Here is a 17,005-nt window from a genome sequence, read left to right as displayed (position 1 = left end):
GGGCAGGCTATCGGGTCGGTCGGGTGGGGGACGAGCGGGCGCCTCAGGGTGCGGGCGCGGCCGCGAGACGGGCGAGCGCGACGGTGATGTTGTCGCGTCCGCCCTGCGCGTTCGCCCAGCGCACGAGCGCGTCGGCGAGCGCGGCCGGGTCGGATCCGTCGCCGCCCGGCGCGCCGCGCACCAGGGCGGCGAGGTCGGGCGCCTCGGAGCAGTAGTTCCACAGCCCGTCCGAGCACACGAGCACCCAGCCCGGGCCGTCCGGCAGGGTCGCGGCGGTGCGGGCCGTCGGGTCCGGCGCGTCGGGGCCCAGCCAGCGCGTGATCGCGTGCGCCTGCGGCGAGGACTCCGCCTGCGCGCGGGGGATGCCCTGCGCGACCATCTCCTGCGCCCACGAGTCGTCCACGCTGAGCTGGCGCGCGTCGCCCGCGTCCGGGAGCCAGTAGGCGCGCGAGTCGCCCACCCAGCCCGTGACGACGAGGGGGCCGTCGACGACCGCCGCGGCGAACGTGCACGACGGCGGGTTGGCCGCGTCGGCCGTCGCGGGGATCGACGCGAGCACGGCGTCGTTGGCGGCGCGGGCCGCCTCGCCGAGCAGCGCGGACCACGCGGCGAGGCGGGCCGTCGTCTCGCCCTCGACCGGCCGCGCGCCCGTCGGCCCGCCCGCCGCGAGCGTGTCGCGCGCCGCGCGGGCGGCGGCGAGGCTCGCGACGTCCGAGTCCGGAGCGGACGAGACGCCGTCGCACACGACGAGCGCCGCGAACGGGCGGTCCGCGCCGTCGGGCGCCGTCGTGCCGGGCGGGGAACCGGTGGCGGCGAGAGCGAGCGCGTCCTCGTTGCGCGCGTGGCGCACGCCGCGGTCGCACACGCCCGCGACCCACGGCACCGGGGACTCCGCCCAGTGGTCCCGCTCGGACGCGGCGGGCTCGCCGCACTCCTCGCAGTAGCCGTCGGGTGCGACGCGACCGCCGCACCGCACGCACGGCCGTCCGGCACCTCCCGTACCGGACCCCGGGACCGTGCCCGACGGCGCGGGCTCGCCCGGCTGCGCGACCTGGTCCGGCAGGACGGGCAGGGGAGCAGGGACCGGGTCCGTGCCGGTCGGCGCGGGCGGGGCAGGGACGGGCGGGGTCGTCGTCGCGAGGGGCAGCCCGCACGCCTCGCAGAACCGCGCGCCGTCGTGCGCGGGCTCCCCGCACGCGGGGCACGCGTCCGGCACGGGTGTGCCCGGTGCCGGGGCCTCGCCGGGCGCGCTCACCGCAGCGTCCAGCGGCGGACGTCGTTGGCGCGGTCGACGAGCGTGATGCGCTCCTCGCGCGAGTCGGTGAGCGCCGCGAGGTCGCGGTACGCGCCCTCGAGGGCGTCGCGCAGCGCGGGCTCGTCCGCGGGCACGCCCGCGATGCGGGTCGTGGGCGACGGGCCGTCCGCGGTGACGGCGTCGAGCGCGGAGCGCAGGACGCCCACGGACAGCTCGGCCCGCTCCCGTGGCGCGATCGACACGCTCTGCACGCTCGCCATCGCGTCCGCCAGGGCCGGCAGCCCCCGGCCCGAGTCCGCGAGCAGGTGGGCGCGCAGCACGCGGGACCCGACGTACGAGCCGCGCGTCGCGGGCACGAGGTCGAGGGCGTGCAGCGCACCGTCCAGGTCGCCGCGCGCGTGGCGGATCCGCACCAGCCCGAACGCCGCAGGTGCGGTGAAGTTCGCGTCCGAGCGCGCGCAGATGACGTACAGCGACTCGGCGATGTCCGGCTCGCCGCTCAGCTCGCACGCCGTCGCGAGGGCGAGCTTCGGTGCGAGCTCGCCCGGCACCTGGCCGTAGACCGCGTTGAACGACGCCCGGGCGGCCACCGCGTCGCCCCGCGCGAGCTCCGCGAGCCCGCCGAGCCACGCCGCGCGCCACTCCCACGGGTCGTCCGCGAGGATCTCGCCGATCGTCGCCCGCACCACGTCGTCCCGGCCCGCCTCGATCGCCGTGCGGGCGCGGGCGAGCCGCACCTCCACGGTGTCCTCGGGGGCGTCGGCGAGCGCCGCGAGGCGCGCGTCGGCGTCGGGCACGTTGACGCCGGCGAGCCAGCTCGCCATGGGGTCGTGATCGTCGGTGCGCAGCGCGGGGAGCTCGTCCCAGGACAGCGGGCGCTCGGCGACGTCCGCCGCGGGCGCCTCGAACAGCACCGACGCCGCCGAGTGCAGCGCGGCGTTCCCGGGCCCGCGGTCGGTGGCGACGACCTCGCGCAGCACGCCCACGAGCTGGGCGCGCATCTCGTCGACGGTCGCGAACCGGTCCGACGGGTCGAGCGCGCACGCCTTCGCGAGGAGACGGTAGAACGAGTCGTACGTCTGGAACACGGGAGTGTCGGCGACCGGCGGCAGCGAGGCGACGTACGTCGTCGTGTTGCCCCGGAAGTCGAGGACGAGCGTCGCGAGGGTCCGCCCGATCGTGTAGATGTCCGACGCCACGGACGGGCCCACCTCGGCGACCTCGGGCGCCTGGTACCCGACCGTCCCGAAGATCGCGGACTGCAGGTCGTCGGCCCGGCGCACGCCGCCCAGGTCGATGAGCTTGACGCCGTCGCCCTGCTGGATGACGTTCTCCGGCTTGAAGTCGCAGAACAGCAGGTCGTGGTCGTGCAGGTACGCGAACGCGGGCAGCACCTCCAGCACGTAGGCGAGGGCCTGGTCCACGGGCAGCGGGTCGATCGTGCCGCCGGCGGCCTCGCGGCGGTCCGTGAGGATGTCCTTGAGCGACGTACCGCCCACGTACTCCATGACGGTGTACCCGGCGCCGTCGTGCATGGCGAAGTTGTAGATCTCGACGATGAGCGGGTGCTCGACCTCCGCGAGGAACTGCCGCTCGGAGATGGCGGCCGCGTACGCGTCGGCGTCGCCCGAGTTGAGCAGGCCCTTGAGCACCACCCAGCGCCCGGACACGTTCTGGTCGCGCGCCAGGTAGATCCACCCGAGACCACCGTGGGCGAGGCAGCCCACGACCTCGTACTGCCCGCCGACGAGGTCGCCGGGGACGAGCTGGGGCGTGAAGTCGAACCGCGTGCCGCAGTGCGGGCAGAACCCCGACGTGCGGCCCGGCGCGCCGTCTCGCCCGCGCCCGACCTTCTCCCCGCACGAGGGGCAGTACCGCTTGCGCTCCGCGACCTCCGGCACCGCCATGACCGCCTGGAGCGGGTCGGTGACGGGTGCGGAGGGCACGGTCGTCAGCCCGGCGCCGAGCCGGTGCCCGCGCAGGCGCGTCGAGGACGTCCCGACGCGCCGCGTCGCCTTCGAGCCGGTCGCCGCGGTGCGTGCGGAGCCGAGCGCGGCCGTGGCGAGACGGCTCGAGCTCGTGCGGCCCGTGCGGGTCGACACCTCGCCGTCCGGGTCGGTGCCCGCAGCGGCGGCGGAGCCGGCGCGGCCCTCGACGAAGCCCGTGCCGAGCATCGCGGACGGCGACGCGGCCGCGGTCGCGACGGTGTCGGGACCGGCGGTCCCGCCGGAGCCGCCCTCCGGCGCCCCGCAGACGTTGCAGTAGCCGTCCTCGATGCTGCCCGGGCAGCCGGGCTCCGAGCACGGGACGGTCGCGGTGGTCGTCACGACGACGCTCCTTCCGGGGTGGGCAGGTCGCGGGTGAGGAACTGGTACTGCTCGACGAGGAACCGGGCGAGCACGACGTCGCACGGCGTGGTCTCGACGGCGTCGCGCGCCTCGGCGAGACCCGAGCGCACGGTGGGGGAGGCCGACCGCCCGTTCGCGTCGGCCTTCGCGGTCAGCTTCTCCAGGCTGTACCGCAGCTCGGCGCGCTCGCGCAGCGGGCGGGCGTAGGCGTCCTCCACGGTCTCGACGGCGCGGGCGACGGCGTCGAGCCGGGCCGCGTAGGCGTCGAGCTCGAACCGCGAGTCGGGCACGGGACCGAGCCGGGAGACGTCGGGGACGGCGAGGCGCGGCGGGTGCGCGACCTCGCGGCGGCAGCGGGCGACGAGGTCCCGCAGCACGGGCTCGCGCGCCGCGAGCGCGTCGCGCCGCTCGCTCGTGCGCGCGCGGTCGCGCGACAGCTCGCGGCGCTGCGCGGAGGCGACGATGAGGTCGCGCTCGGAGCGGGCCACCTCCGCCTCCAGCTCGGCGAGCGGCCCGCCCACGTCGGCGCCCCGTGCGGCCTGCGCGACGAGGTGGTCGAGGCGGCCCCGCAGCGTCGCGACCCGGCCCCGCGCGTCGGCGTCCGACCCCGCGAGGTCCTCGCAGCGCACGAGCTCGGCGCGCACGCCTCGCAGCCGCGCGACCTGGTCGGCCGTGTGCGGGTCGAAGGACAGGCGGGTGCGGAGCTGGACCACGAGCGCGTCGCACAGCTTGACCGCCTCGACGAGCGAGACGAGCGCGGCACCCGAGCCGGAGTCCAGCCGGCCCCACAGGAGCTGGGAGATCTTCTCGCGCGCGACGGCGTCGGCGCGGCCCGAGTCCCACACGGGCCGGATCTCGTCCGCGCGCGAGCGGATCGCCTGCCACAGGGACAGGGCGAGCACGAGGTCGGCCGTGTACGCGTCCGGCGTCGCGGCCGACTGCGCGGCGGCGTCGAGCCGGTCGAGCTCGGTGCGGCGCGCGTCGAGCCACGTCTCGAGCGCGGCGAGGTACGCCAGGAGCTCGGCGGCGGGGATCGCCTCGCCGAGCCGTCCCGGCGCCTCGGGCGCGGCGGGACGGCTCACGGGGTGCGGCCGTAGACCGGGCTCGGGGGAGCGGGGGCGTCGCCCAGCACGCCGAGCCAGCGGTCGTAGCTCGCCTCCCACGTCCCGTCCGACGTCATGCGCTCCAGCACGCCGTTGACGAACCGGACGAGGTCCACGTCCTCGGCGTTGGCGCCCACGCCGTACGGCTCGTCGCTGATCGCCTCGCCCACGACCTTGGCGTACGGGTCCTGCGCGGCGAAGCCCGCGAGGATCGTGTCGTCGCCGGTGATCGCGTCCACCCGGCCCTGCTGGAACAGGACGAGGCACTGCGTGTGCGTCGTCGCGGGGACCGCCTCGATGCCCGCGAACTCGCCGAGCCGGTCGAGCGTCGTCGTGCCCTCGGGCGCGCACACGCGCTGCCCCTCGAGGTCCGCGATGCCGCTCGCGTCCGAGTCGCGCGTCACGAGCACCTTCTGCCCCGCGTGGTAGTACTCGGCCGAGAACGCGATCTGCTCCCAGCGGTCGCAGTTCATCGTGAAGGCCCGGGCGACGAGGTCGACGTCGCCCTCCTGCAGCACCTCGATGCGCTGGCCCGACGTGATGACGCGGAACTGGAGCCGGTCCGGGTCGCCGAAGATCGCGCGCGACACCTCGCGCAGCACGTCGATGTCGAAGCCCTCGATCTCGCCCGAGAGCGGGTCGCGCGACCCCATGAGCAGCGTGTCCGCCGACACCCCGACGCGCAGCACGCCGCGCTCGCGGATCTCGGCCATCGTGCTGCCCGCTGGCAGGGCGTCCGGGGCGGGGAGGTCGCCGTCGGGCGCGTACGACGCGAGCGGGTCCGAGCACTCGGCGGGCGCGGGGGCAGGGGCCGCGCTCTCCGACGCCGACTCCTGCGGCTCCTCGGGCGCGAGGCGCAGGTCGTCCGCGCCGCTGGGGCCCGTGCACGCGGTGAGCGCGAGCGCCGTCGCCGCGAGGGCGGCGGCGAGCGCGCCCGGGCGCCGACGGCGGGCGTCCCGGGCCCGGCGGCGGGGTGCGGTGGTCGTGGCCGTCGTCGTCACCGGTACTCCTCCAGTCGTGCCGCCACGCCGCGCCACGCGAGCACGGCCGCGACGAGCCCGGCCGCGAGCAGCAGCCAGCCCGCCACCGCGGCGCTCGTCGCGCTCGACGCCAGCGCGTCGCGCGTCTGCGCGGCGTTCGTGTCGATGTCCTCGTGGGCCGCGGCGGAGAACGAGTCGAAGGCCGCGTTCGGGCTGTCCGGCTCCGTGCTGGTGGCGAGCGCGACCGCGCCGTCCCAGTCACCGCCGTCGTCCAGGGCCCGGATCTCCTCGTGGCGCAGCACCCACTCGTCGAGCGCGGCCGCCGCCGTGCCGTCGAGGTTGCCCTCCGCCTCGGCGTCCGCGAGGCGCTGCGCGGCGTCGTCCGTCGCCAGGACGAACGCCTCCTCGTACGCCTGCCCCGAGCCGCGCTTGATGAGGGTGAACGCCTCCATCGACTTCGCCTCGTTCGCGAGCGAGTACGCCTGCGACGCCGCGAGCGTCGCCGCGTACGGGCCCGAGCGGACGTCGTCGGCACGCGCGCTCGCCTGGGCGAGGAGGACCGTGCTCACCACCCCGACGACGACGAGCACCGCCGTCGCGGACGCGAGACCCACGTTGAGGACACGGTGGGTGCGTCGTGCCAGCCACACCTGGCACAGCACGAGCACGGCCAGCGCGACGAGCCCTGCCGCGAGCACCCCGAGGGCGCCGCGGACGCCGGCGAAGTCGTCCGCGACACGGTCGGCGTCGTCGAGGACGACCTCGTCGAGCGCGGGCAGCATCTCCTCGCGCAGGATCGTGGACGCCTGGTCCAGGTACGCCGCACCCACCGGGAAGCCCTGCCGGTTCGTCGCGCGCGCCTGCTCGACCAGCCCCGTGTACACGGTGAGGTCGGCCGCGACCTGCCCCAGCAGCTCCGCGTCCGCCCCGTTGCTCCCCGAGAGCGTCGCGAGCCCGGTCGCCGCCTGGTCGACGAGCTCGTCGTACCGGGCGCGCTGCTCCGCGGGCTCCAGCCCGCCCACGAGGAACGCCCCCGTCGCGGTCGCGTCGGCCGCGACGAGCGCGTTGCGCACCTCCTGGACGCCGACGAGCTGCGCGGAGTCCTCGCCCGCCGCGTCGAGGGCCCGGGACTGCACGCTGCCCGCCTGGAACCCGAGCACGCCGAGCACGACCGCCGCGAGCACGCCCAGCGCCATGACGAGGCGCAGGCGGTCCGGCGTGCGGCGCAGCAGACCGTGGGCGCGGGCGCCGACCGTCCCGCCGGAGCCGGCCGGGGAACCGGCGGGCGGCTGCGCCGCGGGTGCCGTCGCCGGGGCGCCGGCGGCTGGCGGGCCCGCGGGGCGGACCGGGGTGGTCGTCATGCGTTCTCCTCGGCGGTGGTGGCGGTGGTGGCGTCGGTGGTGTCGGGCTCGGCGTCGGGCGGGTCGAGCGACGCGAGCAGCGCGGGCGCGCCCTTCCCGTCGACGACGTCCTCGGGGAGGAGGCGGCGCAGCTCGTCCAGGGTCGGGGCGGGCACGTCCCGCAGGCGCCACGCGTGGCGCGCGATCGCGGCGTCGAGCACGTTGCGCGCCCACCGCGCGTTCCCGAAGCCCTCCGTGCGGGGCTGCGCCGCGGCGAGCCGCGCGAACGTCTCCAGCGCCTCGTCCGTCGGCGCGAAGTCGGCGCGTGCCGCCATGCCCGCGAAGATGTCGCGCAGCTCGTCGCCGGTGTAGTCCTCGAACGTGATCGTCGTGGAGAACCGCGACTCGAGCCCTGGGTTCGTCGCGAGGAACTCGCCCATCGGTCCCGGGTACCCGGCGACCACGACGACGAGCTCGTCGCGGTGGTCCTCCATGTCCTTGACGAGCGTGGTGATGGCCTCCTCGCCGTACTGGTCCTCGGCGAGCCCGTACGCCTCGTCGACGAACAGGACGCCGCCGAGCGCGCTCGCCACGACCTCCGACGTCTTCACGGCCGTCTGCCCCAGGTAGCCCGCGACGAGCTCGGAGCGGTCGACCTCGACGAGGTGCCCCTTCTCCAGCAGCCCGAGCGCCCGGTAGATCCCCGCGACGAGGCGCGCGACCGTCGTCTTGCCGGTCCCCGGGTTCCCGAGGAACACGAGGTGGCGCGTGAGCGTCGGGCGTGTCAGGCCCGCCTCCGTGCGCAGCTTCTCGACGCGGAGGAGCTCCGTCTGGCGGTGGATCTCGTCCTTGGCACGCCCCAGCCCGGTGAGCGCGTCGAGCTCGGCGAGCAGCTCCTCGACCGTCGGCGCCGGCTCGTCCGGCTCCTCGTCGGCGTCCGACGGCGCGGGGGCGGCGGAGGGGGTGACGGTGACCGGCGCGACGGTGCCCGGATCGGCGGCCGGGGGCGTGCCGTGCGGGGTCGCCGGCGTGGGCCGGCCGAGCGCGTCGAGGATCGCGGCGACGGTCGGGACCTCGGGTGCCGGACGCCGCAGGCCGTCGAGCGAGCCCTGCCCGGCGAGCAGGTCGCCGAGGTCGAACGGGTCGCGGCCTCCTGCCGCGGGCGCGACCGCCGGCGTCCCCGCACCCTGCCCGGCCGGTGAGGACGGCGGTCCCGAGGGGCCGGGCGTGGCGGCGCCCTGCCCCTGCACCGCGGCGGTCGCCGCCGCCGCGCCGGCGACGTGCGGCCCGGGCGAGCCGAGCAGTGCGGCCGCCCGCGCGACGTCGGCCAGCGCCTGCCCGTAGGCGGCGGCGTGGCGGGACCGTGCCGCGCCGAGCGCGGCGAGGACGTCCGTGGGGGACGAGCGCCAGCGGCGCGCGCTCGACGCGGCCGTGAAGAACGCCCCCGTCGCCGTGGGGTCGTGGCCCAGCGCCGCGAGCCACGCGGCGGGCGCACCCGGCGAGGACTCCGCCACCGCGGCGGCGAGGCGCGCACCCTCGTCCCGGGCGGCGGCCTCGTCCACCCCGGCGGTGCGGGCGGCGGCGTCCAGCGCGTCGAGCGCCGCCCGCAGGTCCGGTGCGGCCGGCGTCGTCATGGCGCCTCCAGACGACCGGGCTCCGCCGGGGGAGCCGCGGACGGCTGCGGCGTGCCCCGGCCCGCGCCCGCGTCGAGCGCGATCGACGAGTCGCGGAACTTCTCCGCGAGGAACGCCCCGTGCGCGACCAGCGCCGCGGCGTCGGCCCGCGAGACCGCGTCGGAGATCTTGTCGAGCGTCACGCCCAGCAGGTCGAGCTGGTCGCACAGCAGCATGAGCGACGTCTTGCCCTGGGCCACCACCCGCCGGTCCGCGAAGTCCCGCGGCAGCCGCAGGTACGCCCCGACGGCCTCCGGCAGGTAGCTCGTGGCCGTCGCGACCACCGTGTGCGCCTGCTGGGAGCCGCCGCTCAGGCGGTCGAGGCGCGGCACCATGTCCTCGACCGTGCCCGTGATGCGGTGCACGCGCGCCGTCACCGCCGGGGGCACCCGGCCCTCGATCTGCTGCTCCACCCGCTCGACGGACGCGAGGATGTCCGCGCTCGTCGGCGGCGGCGGCACGGTGAGCTCGGGCTCGGCCGTGCGGGAACCCCCGCCCAGCCGGGCGACCACGTCGGAGAACCAGCCCATTCAGACGACCATCCAGCTCGGGTTGCGGTGCGGGTACGGGGCGACGGACCGGCGGCCCACGCCGGTCAGAGCCGCCCGATGTCGAGCGAGCCGTTGCCGGCCTGCGACGCGTCCGACCGGCGCGCGCGGTCGAGGTACTCGTTCGCCTTCGTCGTCTCCGTCTCCAGGACGCCGATGGTCTGCGCCATCGAGTCGAGCGCCTGGGTCTTGAACGTCGAGATCGAGTCGAGCGTCGCGTAGATGTTCTGGAACGCCTGCTGGAGCTGGGGCAGGCCCACCGTGGCGCTCGCGGCCTGCGACTGGATCGTCGCGGACTGGTCCGCGAGCATCTTTGACGTCGACGCGATCATGTTCGACGTGGTCGTGTTCAGCGCCGTGATCTGGTCGAGCACCAGCTTCTGGTTCGCGAGTGCCTGCGCCACGATCACGGCGGTGCGCAGCGCCGAGACGGTCGTCGTCGTCGCGCGGTCCACGCCCTTGATGAGCTCCAGGTTGTTCTTCATGATGATGTCCATCGCGAGGTAGCCCTGGATGGACACCGCGAGCTGCGTGAGCAGGTCCTGGTGCTTCTGACGGATGTAGAACAGCACGTCCTCACGCAGCGCCTGGGCGCGCTCGGGGTCCGTGGCGTCGAGCTCGGCGATCTTCGTCGACAGCGCGGTGTCGAGGCGCTCCGCGATGAAGATGTACTGGTTGAGGCGCGCCATCGTGTCCCAGAGGTTCTGCTTCTCCAGGTTGAGCGCCGCGTTGTCCTTGCGCAGCTCGTCCTGCCCGTTGTACAGCGACTGAACGATCGCGTTGAGCTGGGACTGCGAACTCTCGTAGCGGCGGAAGTAGTCCTGGATCTTGCCGCCGAACGGGATGATCCCCAGCAGCTTCTTGCCCACCGACGCCTCGCTCGGGTCGAGGTCCTCGACCGTCCGGCGCAGCTCCAGCAGGGACTTGCTCACCTTCGAGCTCTCCGACATCCCGCCCTCGCGCAGCTCCTTGACGGGCATCTCGAGCATGCGGTTCGACACGTCCGCCGCGGCGCGGATGTCGGCGTCGCCCATCTTGCGCACGTCGTCCGCCTTGGCCGCGAACTCGGGCGAGCGGGTGTCCGTCGTGAGGAGCTGGTCGAGGTACGACCCGACCTTCGCCTCCAGGCCGGGGATCGCGGCCTCGTCGACACGCGGCGCCATCGACGGCGCCTGCGTGGCGGCGACGGGCTTGACGGGCTCGGGCGCCGTGAGCGTGAGCGTCTCGGCGGGGGGCTGGAGCGGTGCTGCCTCGGTCATGTCGGTCCTTCGCTCGTGCGTGCCGTCGGTCGCCGTCGCTGGCGGGGCGGGGGAGCACGGTCCGCACGCCCCCGCCGACCCGGGCGAACCGGGCCGAACCGGCCGGAGCCGGTCCGGCGAGTATATCTACGGCGGCAGGGCCGATCTTTACCCTTTCGGGGTCCGGGACGGGTGAGAACTCCCCATCGTCCGGTCCGCCCACCGGCCGGCGGGCACGGCGGCCACGGTGAGGACGAGGGTGAGGAGCGCGACGGCGAGCATCGCGCCGCGCAGTCCGAGCGCGTCCGCGGCGAACCCCACGTACGCGGGGCCCAGCAGGAAGCCGAGGTAGGCCGTCGTGGCGACGAGCGACGTGGCGCGCCCGCGGTGGCCCGGCCCGACGTGGCGCAGGCCGTGGCTGAGCAAGGTCGGGAAGAGCGTCGCCGTCCCGACCGCGGCCAGGGCGAGCCCGGCCAGCGCGACGCCGAGGCCCGACGAGGTGGCGACGACGACGCTCCCCGCGGTGGCCAACGTCCCGCCGGCGACGAGGAGCACGAGCGGACGGCTCCGCGACAGTGGGGCGACCGTGAACCGCGCGACCGCGGCGGCCGCCGCGAAGGTCGCGGGCGCGAACGACGCCAGCAGGGGCGACGCAGCGAACGTGTCCGTGACGAAGACGGCGCTCCAGCTCTGGTGCGCGTTCTCGGCGGCGTAGGCGAGCGCGCCGACGAGCCCGAGTACCACGAGCGCGAGGACGGGGAGAGCACCGGCGCGCCGTGCGGCGCGGGCCGTGGGTGAGGCGTCCTCGGCCGGAGGGGCCGTGCCGGCGTGCTCGGCGGCGGGTGCCGTCACGCCGACGACCGCGGCGAGCGCGGCGATCACGACCGCCACCGTGGCGAAGGTCGCCGCCGCCCCCGTGGTCGCGGCGAGGAGCGCACCGGCGCCGAGGCTGGCACCGACGACGGCGAGCGAGAAGGCCCCGTGACCACGGCTGAGCGTGGGGCGACCGGTGCGCTCCTCGGCGTCCGCGGCCAGCGTGTTGATCGCGACGTCCGCGGTACCGGAGGCGGCGCCGACCAGCAGCATGCCGGCGGTGACGGACGCGGCGTCGTGCGCGACGAGACCGACGACCACCCCGGCGGCACCCAGCAGTGCGAGCAGGGGCGCCGCGAGGCGCAGACCCCAGCGGTCGAGCGCCCGCCCGGTGAGGAGCATCGCGGGCAGGGCGCCGGCCCCGACGAAGAGCAGCGCCGTCCCCAGCTGGCCCTCGGTCAGACCCGCCTGCGAGCGCAGCGCCGGCAGCGCGGCGCCCCACGCGCCCCAGAAGACGCCGAACGCGGCAAAGGCCGCGTAGGCGGCGAGCGCCGGGCGTCCGGAAAATATGGTGCGAAGAGGGGCGGTGAGGAGCCTCGGCGTGGCGGACGGCATGGGTGTAACGTTACACAGTAGACTGGCCGCATGTCCACAGCGAGGAAGCGGCCGACCGTCAAGGACGTCGCCGCGGAGGCCGGCGTCAGCGTGATGACGGTCTCGTACGCGTTCAACCGGCCCGACCGCGTCGCCGCGCCGACCCGCGAGCGGGTGCTGGATGCCGCGCGTCGCCTCGGCTACCACCGCCCCGACAGCACCGCCCGCGCGCTGCGGTCGGGGCGCACCGGGCAGATCGGGGTGGTCCTGGGGGAGCACCTGTCGTACGCGTTCGACGACCCCCAGGCCTCGGCGTTCCTCGCGGGTGTCGCGGACGTCTGCGTCGACGAGGGCCTCGGCATGGTGCTCATCCCCACGCACGGCACCGGCGCGGACGTCGACCGCGTCCTCGACGCGGCCGTCGACGCCTACGTGCTCTGGACGACGACGGACGACGACCCCGTGCTCGACGCGGTGTGCCGCAGCGGGCGGCCCGGTGCGATCCAGGGCGGCCCGCAGGTGCCGGGCCTCGCGCTCGTCGGCACCGACGACATCGGTGCCGCGCGGGCGGTCGCGGGCGCGGCGCTCGCTCACGGCGACACGCCCGTGGTGATCAGCTTCCCGCTCGACAAGGAGCGTGTTGTCCGTGTCGCGACCGGCGGCGACCTGCCGCCCGACGCCCCGTTCCCTGTCACGCGGCACCGCCTCGAGGGCTACGCTGCCGCCCTCGGCGAGGCGGGCCACGACTGGGCCGCCACCCCCGTCGCCGTCGTCGAGCGCAACGGCCGCGAGCACGGCGAGGCGGCGATGCGCGACCTGCTCGCCCACCTGCCGGCGGACGGCTCGCCCGTCGTGCTCGCCATGAGCGACGAACTCGCCCTCGGCGCCCGCGACGCCTTCGCCGCCGCCGGGCGCACGGCGGCCCTCGCCGGCTGGGACGGCTCGCCGGCGGCGCTCGCGGCCGGGGTCGTCACCGTCGCCCAACCGTTGCGCGAGCAGGGGCGGCTGTGCGCCCGCGCGGCCCTGCGGCCGTCCGCCCCGGTCCCCGCGGTCCGGTGGGAGGTCAGTGACCCGCTCGCGGGATGAGGCCGCCTCGGCCGGGCGGTCGCGGAGCGTCGCGCGCGACGCGGTCGGTGCCCCGAGCAGGACTCGAACCTGCAACCTACGGATTAGAAGGCCGTTGCTCTATCCATTGAGCTATCGAGGCGCGCCGCCATCGTAGTGGGCGCGGGCGCCACCCGGGAGGTCGTGACCGGCGTCGGCGCGTACGTTTTGCGGCGTCGCGCGCAGCAGTCAGGATGAACCCGTGAGCACACCGGACGTCGCGACGGGCGCCGCGCGCCCCCACCCAGGGCCCGGCGAGGCGGGCGCGCGCGGGCCGGCGGCCGGCGGCGAGGACCTCGGCGTCACGGTGCACGACGTCGCGCGCGACCTGCGCCGGGACGTCGCCGCCGTGGACCTCCCGCTCGCGGTCGAGGGCGCGGCGGAGGCCGCGGCGTCGCGCGACCGGCTGCTCACCCAGCTCGACGAGCACCTCCTGCCGCGTCTCAGGGAGCTGTCGTCCCCGGCCGTGGTCGTGGTCGCCGGGTCCACCGGCGCGGGCAAGTCCACGCTGTACAACTCGCTCCTCGGCGAGGAGGTGTCCCAGGCGGGCATCCTGCGGCCCACCACCCGCCAGCCCGTCCTCGCGTTCAACCCGCTGGACGCGGACGTCGTGGTGGAGGGTCCCGCGACGCGCCTGTCGCGTGTCGTCGAGCACGACGGCGTCCCGCGCGGCACCGCCCTGCTCGACGCCCCGGACCTCGACTCGCTCCTCGCGGAGAACCGCGAGACCGCGGGCCTGCTCCTCGAGGCGGCGGACCTGTGGCTGTTCGTCACGACCGCGTCGCGCTACGGCGACGCCCTGCCGTGGAAGGCGCTGGGGCGCGCGATGGAGCGCGGCGCGAGCGTTGCCATGGTGCTCAACCGCGTGCCGCGCGAGACGCTCACGACCATCCGCGGCGACCTTCTCCAGCGCCTGCGCGAGCACGGCATGGACGGTGTGCCGCTGTTCGTCGTGCCCGACGTCGGCCCGCACGAGGGCCTCCTGGAGCGGTCGGTCGTGGCGCCCGTGGCCCGCTGGCTCACGATGCTCGCCGGTCCCGACCGCTCGCGCGCGGTCATCGTGCGCACCCTCAAGGGCTCGCTCGCGGCGCTGCCGGCCTGGGTCACGGGCGTCTCCGACGCGGTCGAGCAGCAGGTCGACGCCGGGCGGCGGCTGCGCGCCGTCGTCGACGCCACCCTCCCGCCGGTGCGCGACCGCGCCCGCGAGTCCGTCGAGCGCGGCGACGTCGCCCGCGGCGCCCTCGACGCGCGGTGGGCCCAGCTCACCGGCGAGAACCGGGTCGACCGGGTCGCCGTGCGCGGCGGCGTCGTACGGTCCACGCGCCGGCGCGGGCGGGCGCGCGAGGCCGCGCTCGCGCCCCTGCGGGACGAGGCGACGTCCGTCGCGCGACGCACCCTCGTCGCGGACGGCGTCGCCGCCCGCGACGCCCTGCGCACGGCGCTCGACGCCGACACCCCGGTGCTCGACGTCGCGGGCGTGCTCGGCGACGGCGACACCGCGGCGCGCGAGCGCGAGCAGGCGGCGGCCGAGCACGTCGAGGGCTGGACCGCCCTCGCGGGCCGGATCGTCGACGACCTCGCGGGCACTGGGACGGGCACGGGCTCCGAGCGGGCCGCGGCGGCCGTCAAGGCCTTCGGCCCCGGCGGGCTCACCGCGCTCCTCCTCGCGGGCGCCGCCGGGAGCGACGACGCGGCCCGCCTCGCCGGCACCGCCCTGGGCGACGAGGCCGACGACGCGCTCGCCGCCCTGCGCGCCGACCTCGCCGACCGCGCCGCCGCGACCGTCGACCGCGAGGCCGAGCCGGTCCGCGCCGCCCTCGACGTGCCCGCGCTCGCCCCGGACGCCGCCGTCGGGCTGCGCCTACGACTCGCCGAGCTCAGGAGACTCCTGTGACGTCCCACGACGCCCAGCTGCGTGCCCGCACCGAGGACCTCGCGCGCGCGGTCGACCTCGCGGGCGACCGCCTCGACCCCGCCGTGGCCGCCCAGGTGCGCGACGCGATCGGCGGGGTGCGCGAGCGGCTCGCGCTCGGCGTCGACCACACGGTCGTCGCGCTGGCGGGCGGCACCGGCTCGGGGAAGTCCAGCCTGTTCAACCGGGCCACCCGGCTCGACTTCGCCGACGTGGGCGTGCGCCGCCCCACGACGGCGCGCGTCACGGCCTGCTCCTGGAGCGACGCCGCGACCGCGCTCCTCGACTGGCTGGAGGTCGACGCCGAGCGCCGCATCACCCGCGCGGGCGAGCTCGACGCCGTCGACGAGACCGCGCTCGGCGGCCTCGTGCTGCTCGACCTGCCCGACCACGACTCGGTCGAGCCCGCGCACCGCACCGTCGTCGACCGCGTGCTGCCCCTCGTCGACCTGCTGGTGTGGGTCGTGGACCCGCAGAAGTACGCCGACGACGCCCTGCACTCCGGCTACCTGCGCCGCTCCACCGGGCTCGAGGGCTCGATGGTCGTGGCGCTCAACCAGATCGACACCGTGCCCGAGAGCCGCCGGGACGCGCTCGTGCAGGACATGGGCCGCCTCCTGGAGGAGGACGGGCTGACGGGCGTGTACGTCACCACCGTGTCCGCGCGCACCGGCGAGGGGCTCGACGAGCTGCGCTCCCTGCTCGAGCAGGCCGTCGCCCGGCGCAGCGTCGCCGCGAGCCGTGTCGCGGGCGAGCTCGACCGGGCCGGGGCGCTGCTCCTCGAGCAGATCCCCGGCGACGTGCCCTGGACCATGAGCGCCGCCGTCGAGGAGGTCGTCGACACGGTCGCCGAGGCGTCGGGCCTCGCCGCCGTCGCGGGCCAGGTCGGGGCGGCCGTGCGCAACGGGTACGGGCGCCCCGAGTTCCCGGCCCCGCAGCCCGACGCCGTCGCCCTGTCGCGCTCGCGCTGGCTCGACCGCGCGGGCGGGGCGCTGCGTCCCGGGTGGCGGCGTGCGCTCGACGCCGCGGTCGCACCCGCCGACGCCGTCGCGACGTCCGTGCGCGACGCCCTCGCGAAGATCCCGCTCGACACGCGCGGTCCGTCCTCCGCACGGCCCACGCGCCGCGCCGCCTGGGCCGCGCTCGCCGTCGGCGTCGTCGCGGGGGTGCTCGCCGTGCTCGGGTCGCTCGGCGTGCTCGACCTGCCCGGCGTGCTGGTCGGCACGTGCGCCGTCGTCGCCGCCGTCGCGGTCCTCGCGGCCGTCGTGTGCTTCCTCGTCGCGATGCAGGTGCGGCGCACCCTCGCGCGGCGCCGGGAGCAGCAGGTCCTCGCGTCGGGGCGCGGTGCCGTCGAACGGGTCGTGCAGGAGGCGATGGGACGGCCCACCCAGGAGCTGCTCGACACGCACCGTCAGGTCCGCGAGCTCGCGCAGGCGGCCCGCGACCGGTCGCCCGCAGCCCCGCTGACCGGCGCCGTACGGTTGCCCACAGGCCCCGGTCTGGGGTCGTCGTCCACAGGCGAGGGCCCGACGTCGGACACCGCCACCGCGCGCACCGCACCCTGAGCCCGTGGCCGGGACCGCCCCGGCCCCGACCTCGGGAGGCACCCATGCACGGTGACGTCACCGTCACGCTCTCCGGCTTCGTCGCGACGACGCCCACCCTGTTCGCGTCCGGGACGGGGACCGACTTCACGAGCTTCCGCATCGCGCGGACCCGTCGCTACCTCGACCGCGAGCGCGGCGAGTGGGTCGACGGCCGGACCCTGTGGTTCACCGTCAAGGCGTTCAAGAACGTCGCGCGCAACGTCGCGACCTCGCTGCACAAGGGCGACCCCGTCGTCGTCACCGGACGCCTGTCCGTCGACGAGTGGGAAGGACCCGACGGCCCGCGCACGAGCCTCGTCGTCGAGGCGACCGCGCTGGGGCACGACCTCACGCTCGGCGAGTCCCGCTTCGCGCGCACGGTCCACCGACGCGAGGAGCCCGGCACGCCCGCCCCCGACGAGCGGGGGAACGAGCCCGGCGACGATCCCGGGGACGAGCCCGACGCCACGCCGGCCACCACCGACGACGAGCACCTCGTCCGCGCGTGACC

At 76.5% G+C, this 17,005-nt stretch carries 13 protein-coding genes and 1 tRNA gene; 4 read left to right on the top strand and 10 right to left on the bottom strand.

The window, feature by feature from the left end; genetic code table 11:
* Positions 1 to 43 precede the first annotated feature (43 nt).
* The 9 genes from LGQ04_RS07430 to LGQ04_RS07390 all read right to left on the bottom strand — a co-directional run bounded on the left by LGQ04_RS07430 (position 44) and on the right by LGQ04_RS07390 (position 11,913).
* On the bottom strand, positions 44 to 1,255 hold the full coding sequence (locus tag LGQ04_RS07430; protein ID WP_229243080.1) for a protein phosphatase 2C domain-containing protein: 1,212 nt from the start codon (positions 1,253 to 1,255) through the stop codon (positions 44 to 46).
* Positions 1,252 to 3,582 (bottom strand): serine/threonine-protein kinase, encoded by a 2,331-nt coding sequence (locus LGQ04_RS07425; protein WP_229243079.1) that lies wholly within the window; start codon positions 3,580 to 3,582, stop codon positions 1,252 to 1,254. The genes LGQ04_RS07430 and LGQ04_RS07425 overlap by 4 nt, the downstream gene beginning before the upstream one ends.
* On the bottom strand, positions 3,579 to 4,685 hold the full coding sequence (locus LGQ04_RS07420; RefSeq protein ID WP_229243078.1) for a hypothetical protein: 1,107 nt from the start codon (positions 4,683 to 4,685) through the stop codon (positions 3,579 to 3,581). The genes LGQ04_RS07425 and LGQ04_RS07420 overlap by 4 nt, the downstream gene beginning before the upstream one ends.
* Entirely contained in the window at positions 4,682 to 5,707 is a 1,026-nt protein-coding gene (locus LGQ04_RS07415) for a glutamate ABC transporter substrate-binding protein (protein WP_229243077.1), read from the bottom strand. Before LGQ04_RS07415 ends, LGQ04_RS07420 begins: the two co-directional genes overlap by 4 nt.
* Entirely contained in the window at positions 5,704 to 7,047 is a 1,344-nt protein-coding gene (locus LGQ04_RS07410; RefSeq protein ID WP_229243076.1) for a GlnX family signal transduction membrane protein, read from the bottom strand. The genes LGQ04_RS07415 and LGQ04_RS07410 overlap by 4 nt, the downstream gene beginning before the upstream one ends.
* Entirely contained in the window at positions 7,044 to 8,660 is a 1,617-nt protein-coding gene (locus LGQ04_RS07405) for an AAA family ATPase (protein WP_229243075.1), read from the bottom strand. The genes LGQ04_RS07410 and LGQ04_RS07405 overlap by 4 nt, the downstream gene beginning before the upstream one ends.
* A complete protein-coding gene (locus tag LGQ04_RS07400) occupies positions 8,657 to 9,229 on the bottom strand; it encodes a hypothetical protein (protein WP_229243074.1) in 573 nt (190 codons plus the stop codon). The genes LGQ04_RS07405 and LGQ04_RS07400 overlap by 4 nt, the downstream gene beginning before the upstream one ends.
* Positions 9,230 to 9,294: 65 nt before the next feature.
* Positions 9,295 to 10,506, bottom strand: a complete 1,212-nt coding sequence (locus LGQ04_RS07395; protein WP_229243073.1) for a toxic anion resistance protein — start codon at positions 10,504 to 10,506, stop codon at positions 9,295 to 9,297.
* A 147-nt stretch (positions 10,507 to 10,653) separates the two neighbouring features.
* Positions 10,654 to 11,913, bottom strand: coding sequence for an MFS transporter (locus tag LGQ04_RS07390; protein ID WP_229243072.1), 1,260 nt, complete (start codon positions 11,911 to 11,913; stop codon positions 10,654 to 10,656).
* A 30-nt stretch (positions 11,914 to 11,943) separates the two neighbouring features.
* Between LGQ04_RS07390 and LGQ04_RS07385 the strand changes: the two genes are divergently transcribed.
* The gene (locus LGQ04_RS07385; RefSeq protein ID WP_229243071.1) at positions 11,944 to 12,978 is read left to right on the top strand and encodes a LacI family DNA-binding transcriptional regulator; all 1,035 of its coding nucleotides are present in this window, start codon (positions 11,944 to 11,946) and stop codon (positions 12,976 to 12,978) included.
* Positions 12,979 to 13,026: 48 nt separating this feature from the next.
* Here the strand turns inward: LGQ04_RS07385 and LGQ04_RS07380 are convergent.
* Positions 13,027 to 13,099: transfer RNA gene (locus tag LGQ04_RS07380), tRNA-Arg, on the bottom strand.
* 99 nt (positions 13,100 to 13,198) lie between these two features.
* On the opposite strand from LGQ04_RS07380, the gene LGQ04_RS07375 reads away from it, so the two are divergent.
* Genes LGQ04_RS07375 through LGQ04_RS07365 form a run of 3 tightly spaced genes read left to right on the top strand, consistent with a single transcriptional unit; the run spans position 13,199 to position 17,003 of the window.
* Positions 13,199 to 14,890 carry a GTPase gene (locus LGQ04_RS07375; protein ID WP_229243070.1) on the top strand — a complete coding sequence of 564 codons (1,692 nt, stop codon included), beginning with the start codon at positions 13,199 to 13,201 and terminating at the stop codon, positions 14,888 to 14,890.
* Entirely contained in the window at positions 14,887 to 16,473 is a 1,587-nt protein-coding gene (locus tag LGQ04_RS07370; RefSeq protein WP_229243069.1) for a P-loop NTPase family protein, read from the top strand. The genes LGQ04_RS07375 and LGQ04_RS07370 overlap by 4 nt, the downstream gene beginning before the upstream one ends.
* A gap of 44 nt (positions 16,474 to 16,517) precedes the next feature.
* Complete coding sequence (locus LGQ04_RS07365; protein WP_229243068.1) at positions 16,518 to 17,003, top strand: single-stranded DNA-binding protein; 486 nt, start codon at positions 16,518 to 16,520, stop codon at positions 17,001 to 17,003.
* Positions 17,004 to 17,005: the final 2 nt, after the last annotated feature.

The sequence above is a fragment of the Cellulosimicrobium marinum genome (assembly GCF_020551945.1).
Taxonomy (GTDB): Bacteria; Actinomycetota; Actinomycetes; order Actinomycetales; family Cellulomonadaceae; genus Cellulosimicrobium; species Cellulosimicrobium marinum.
The sequence above is the reverse complement of the archived record's forward strand: the minus strand, read 5'-3'. Positions and strand labels throughout refer to the sequence as shown.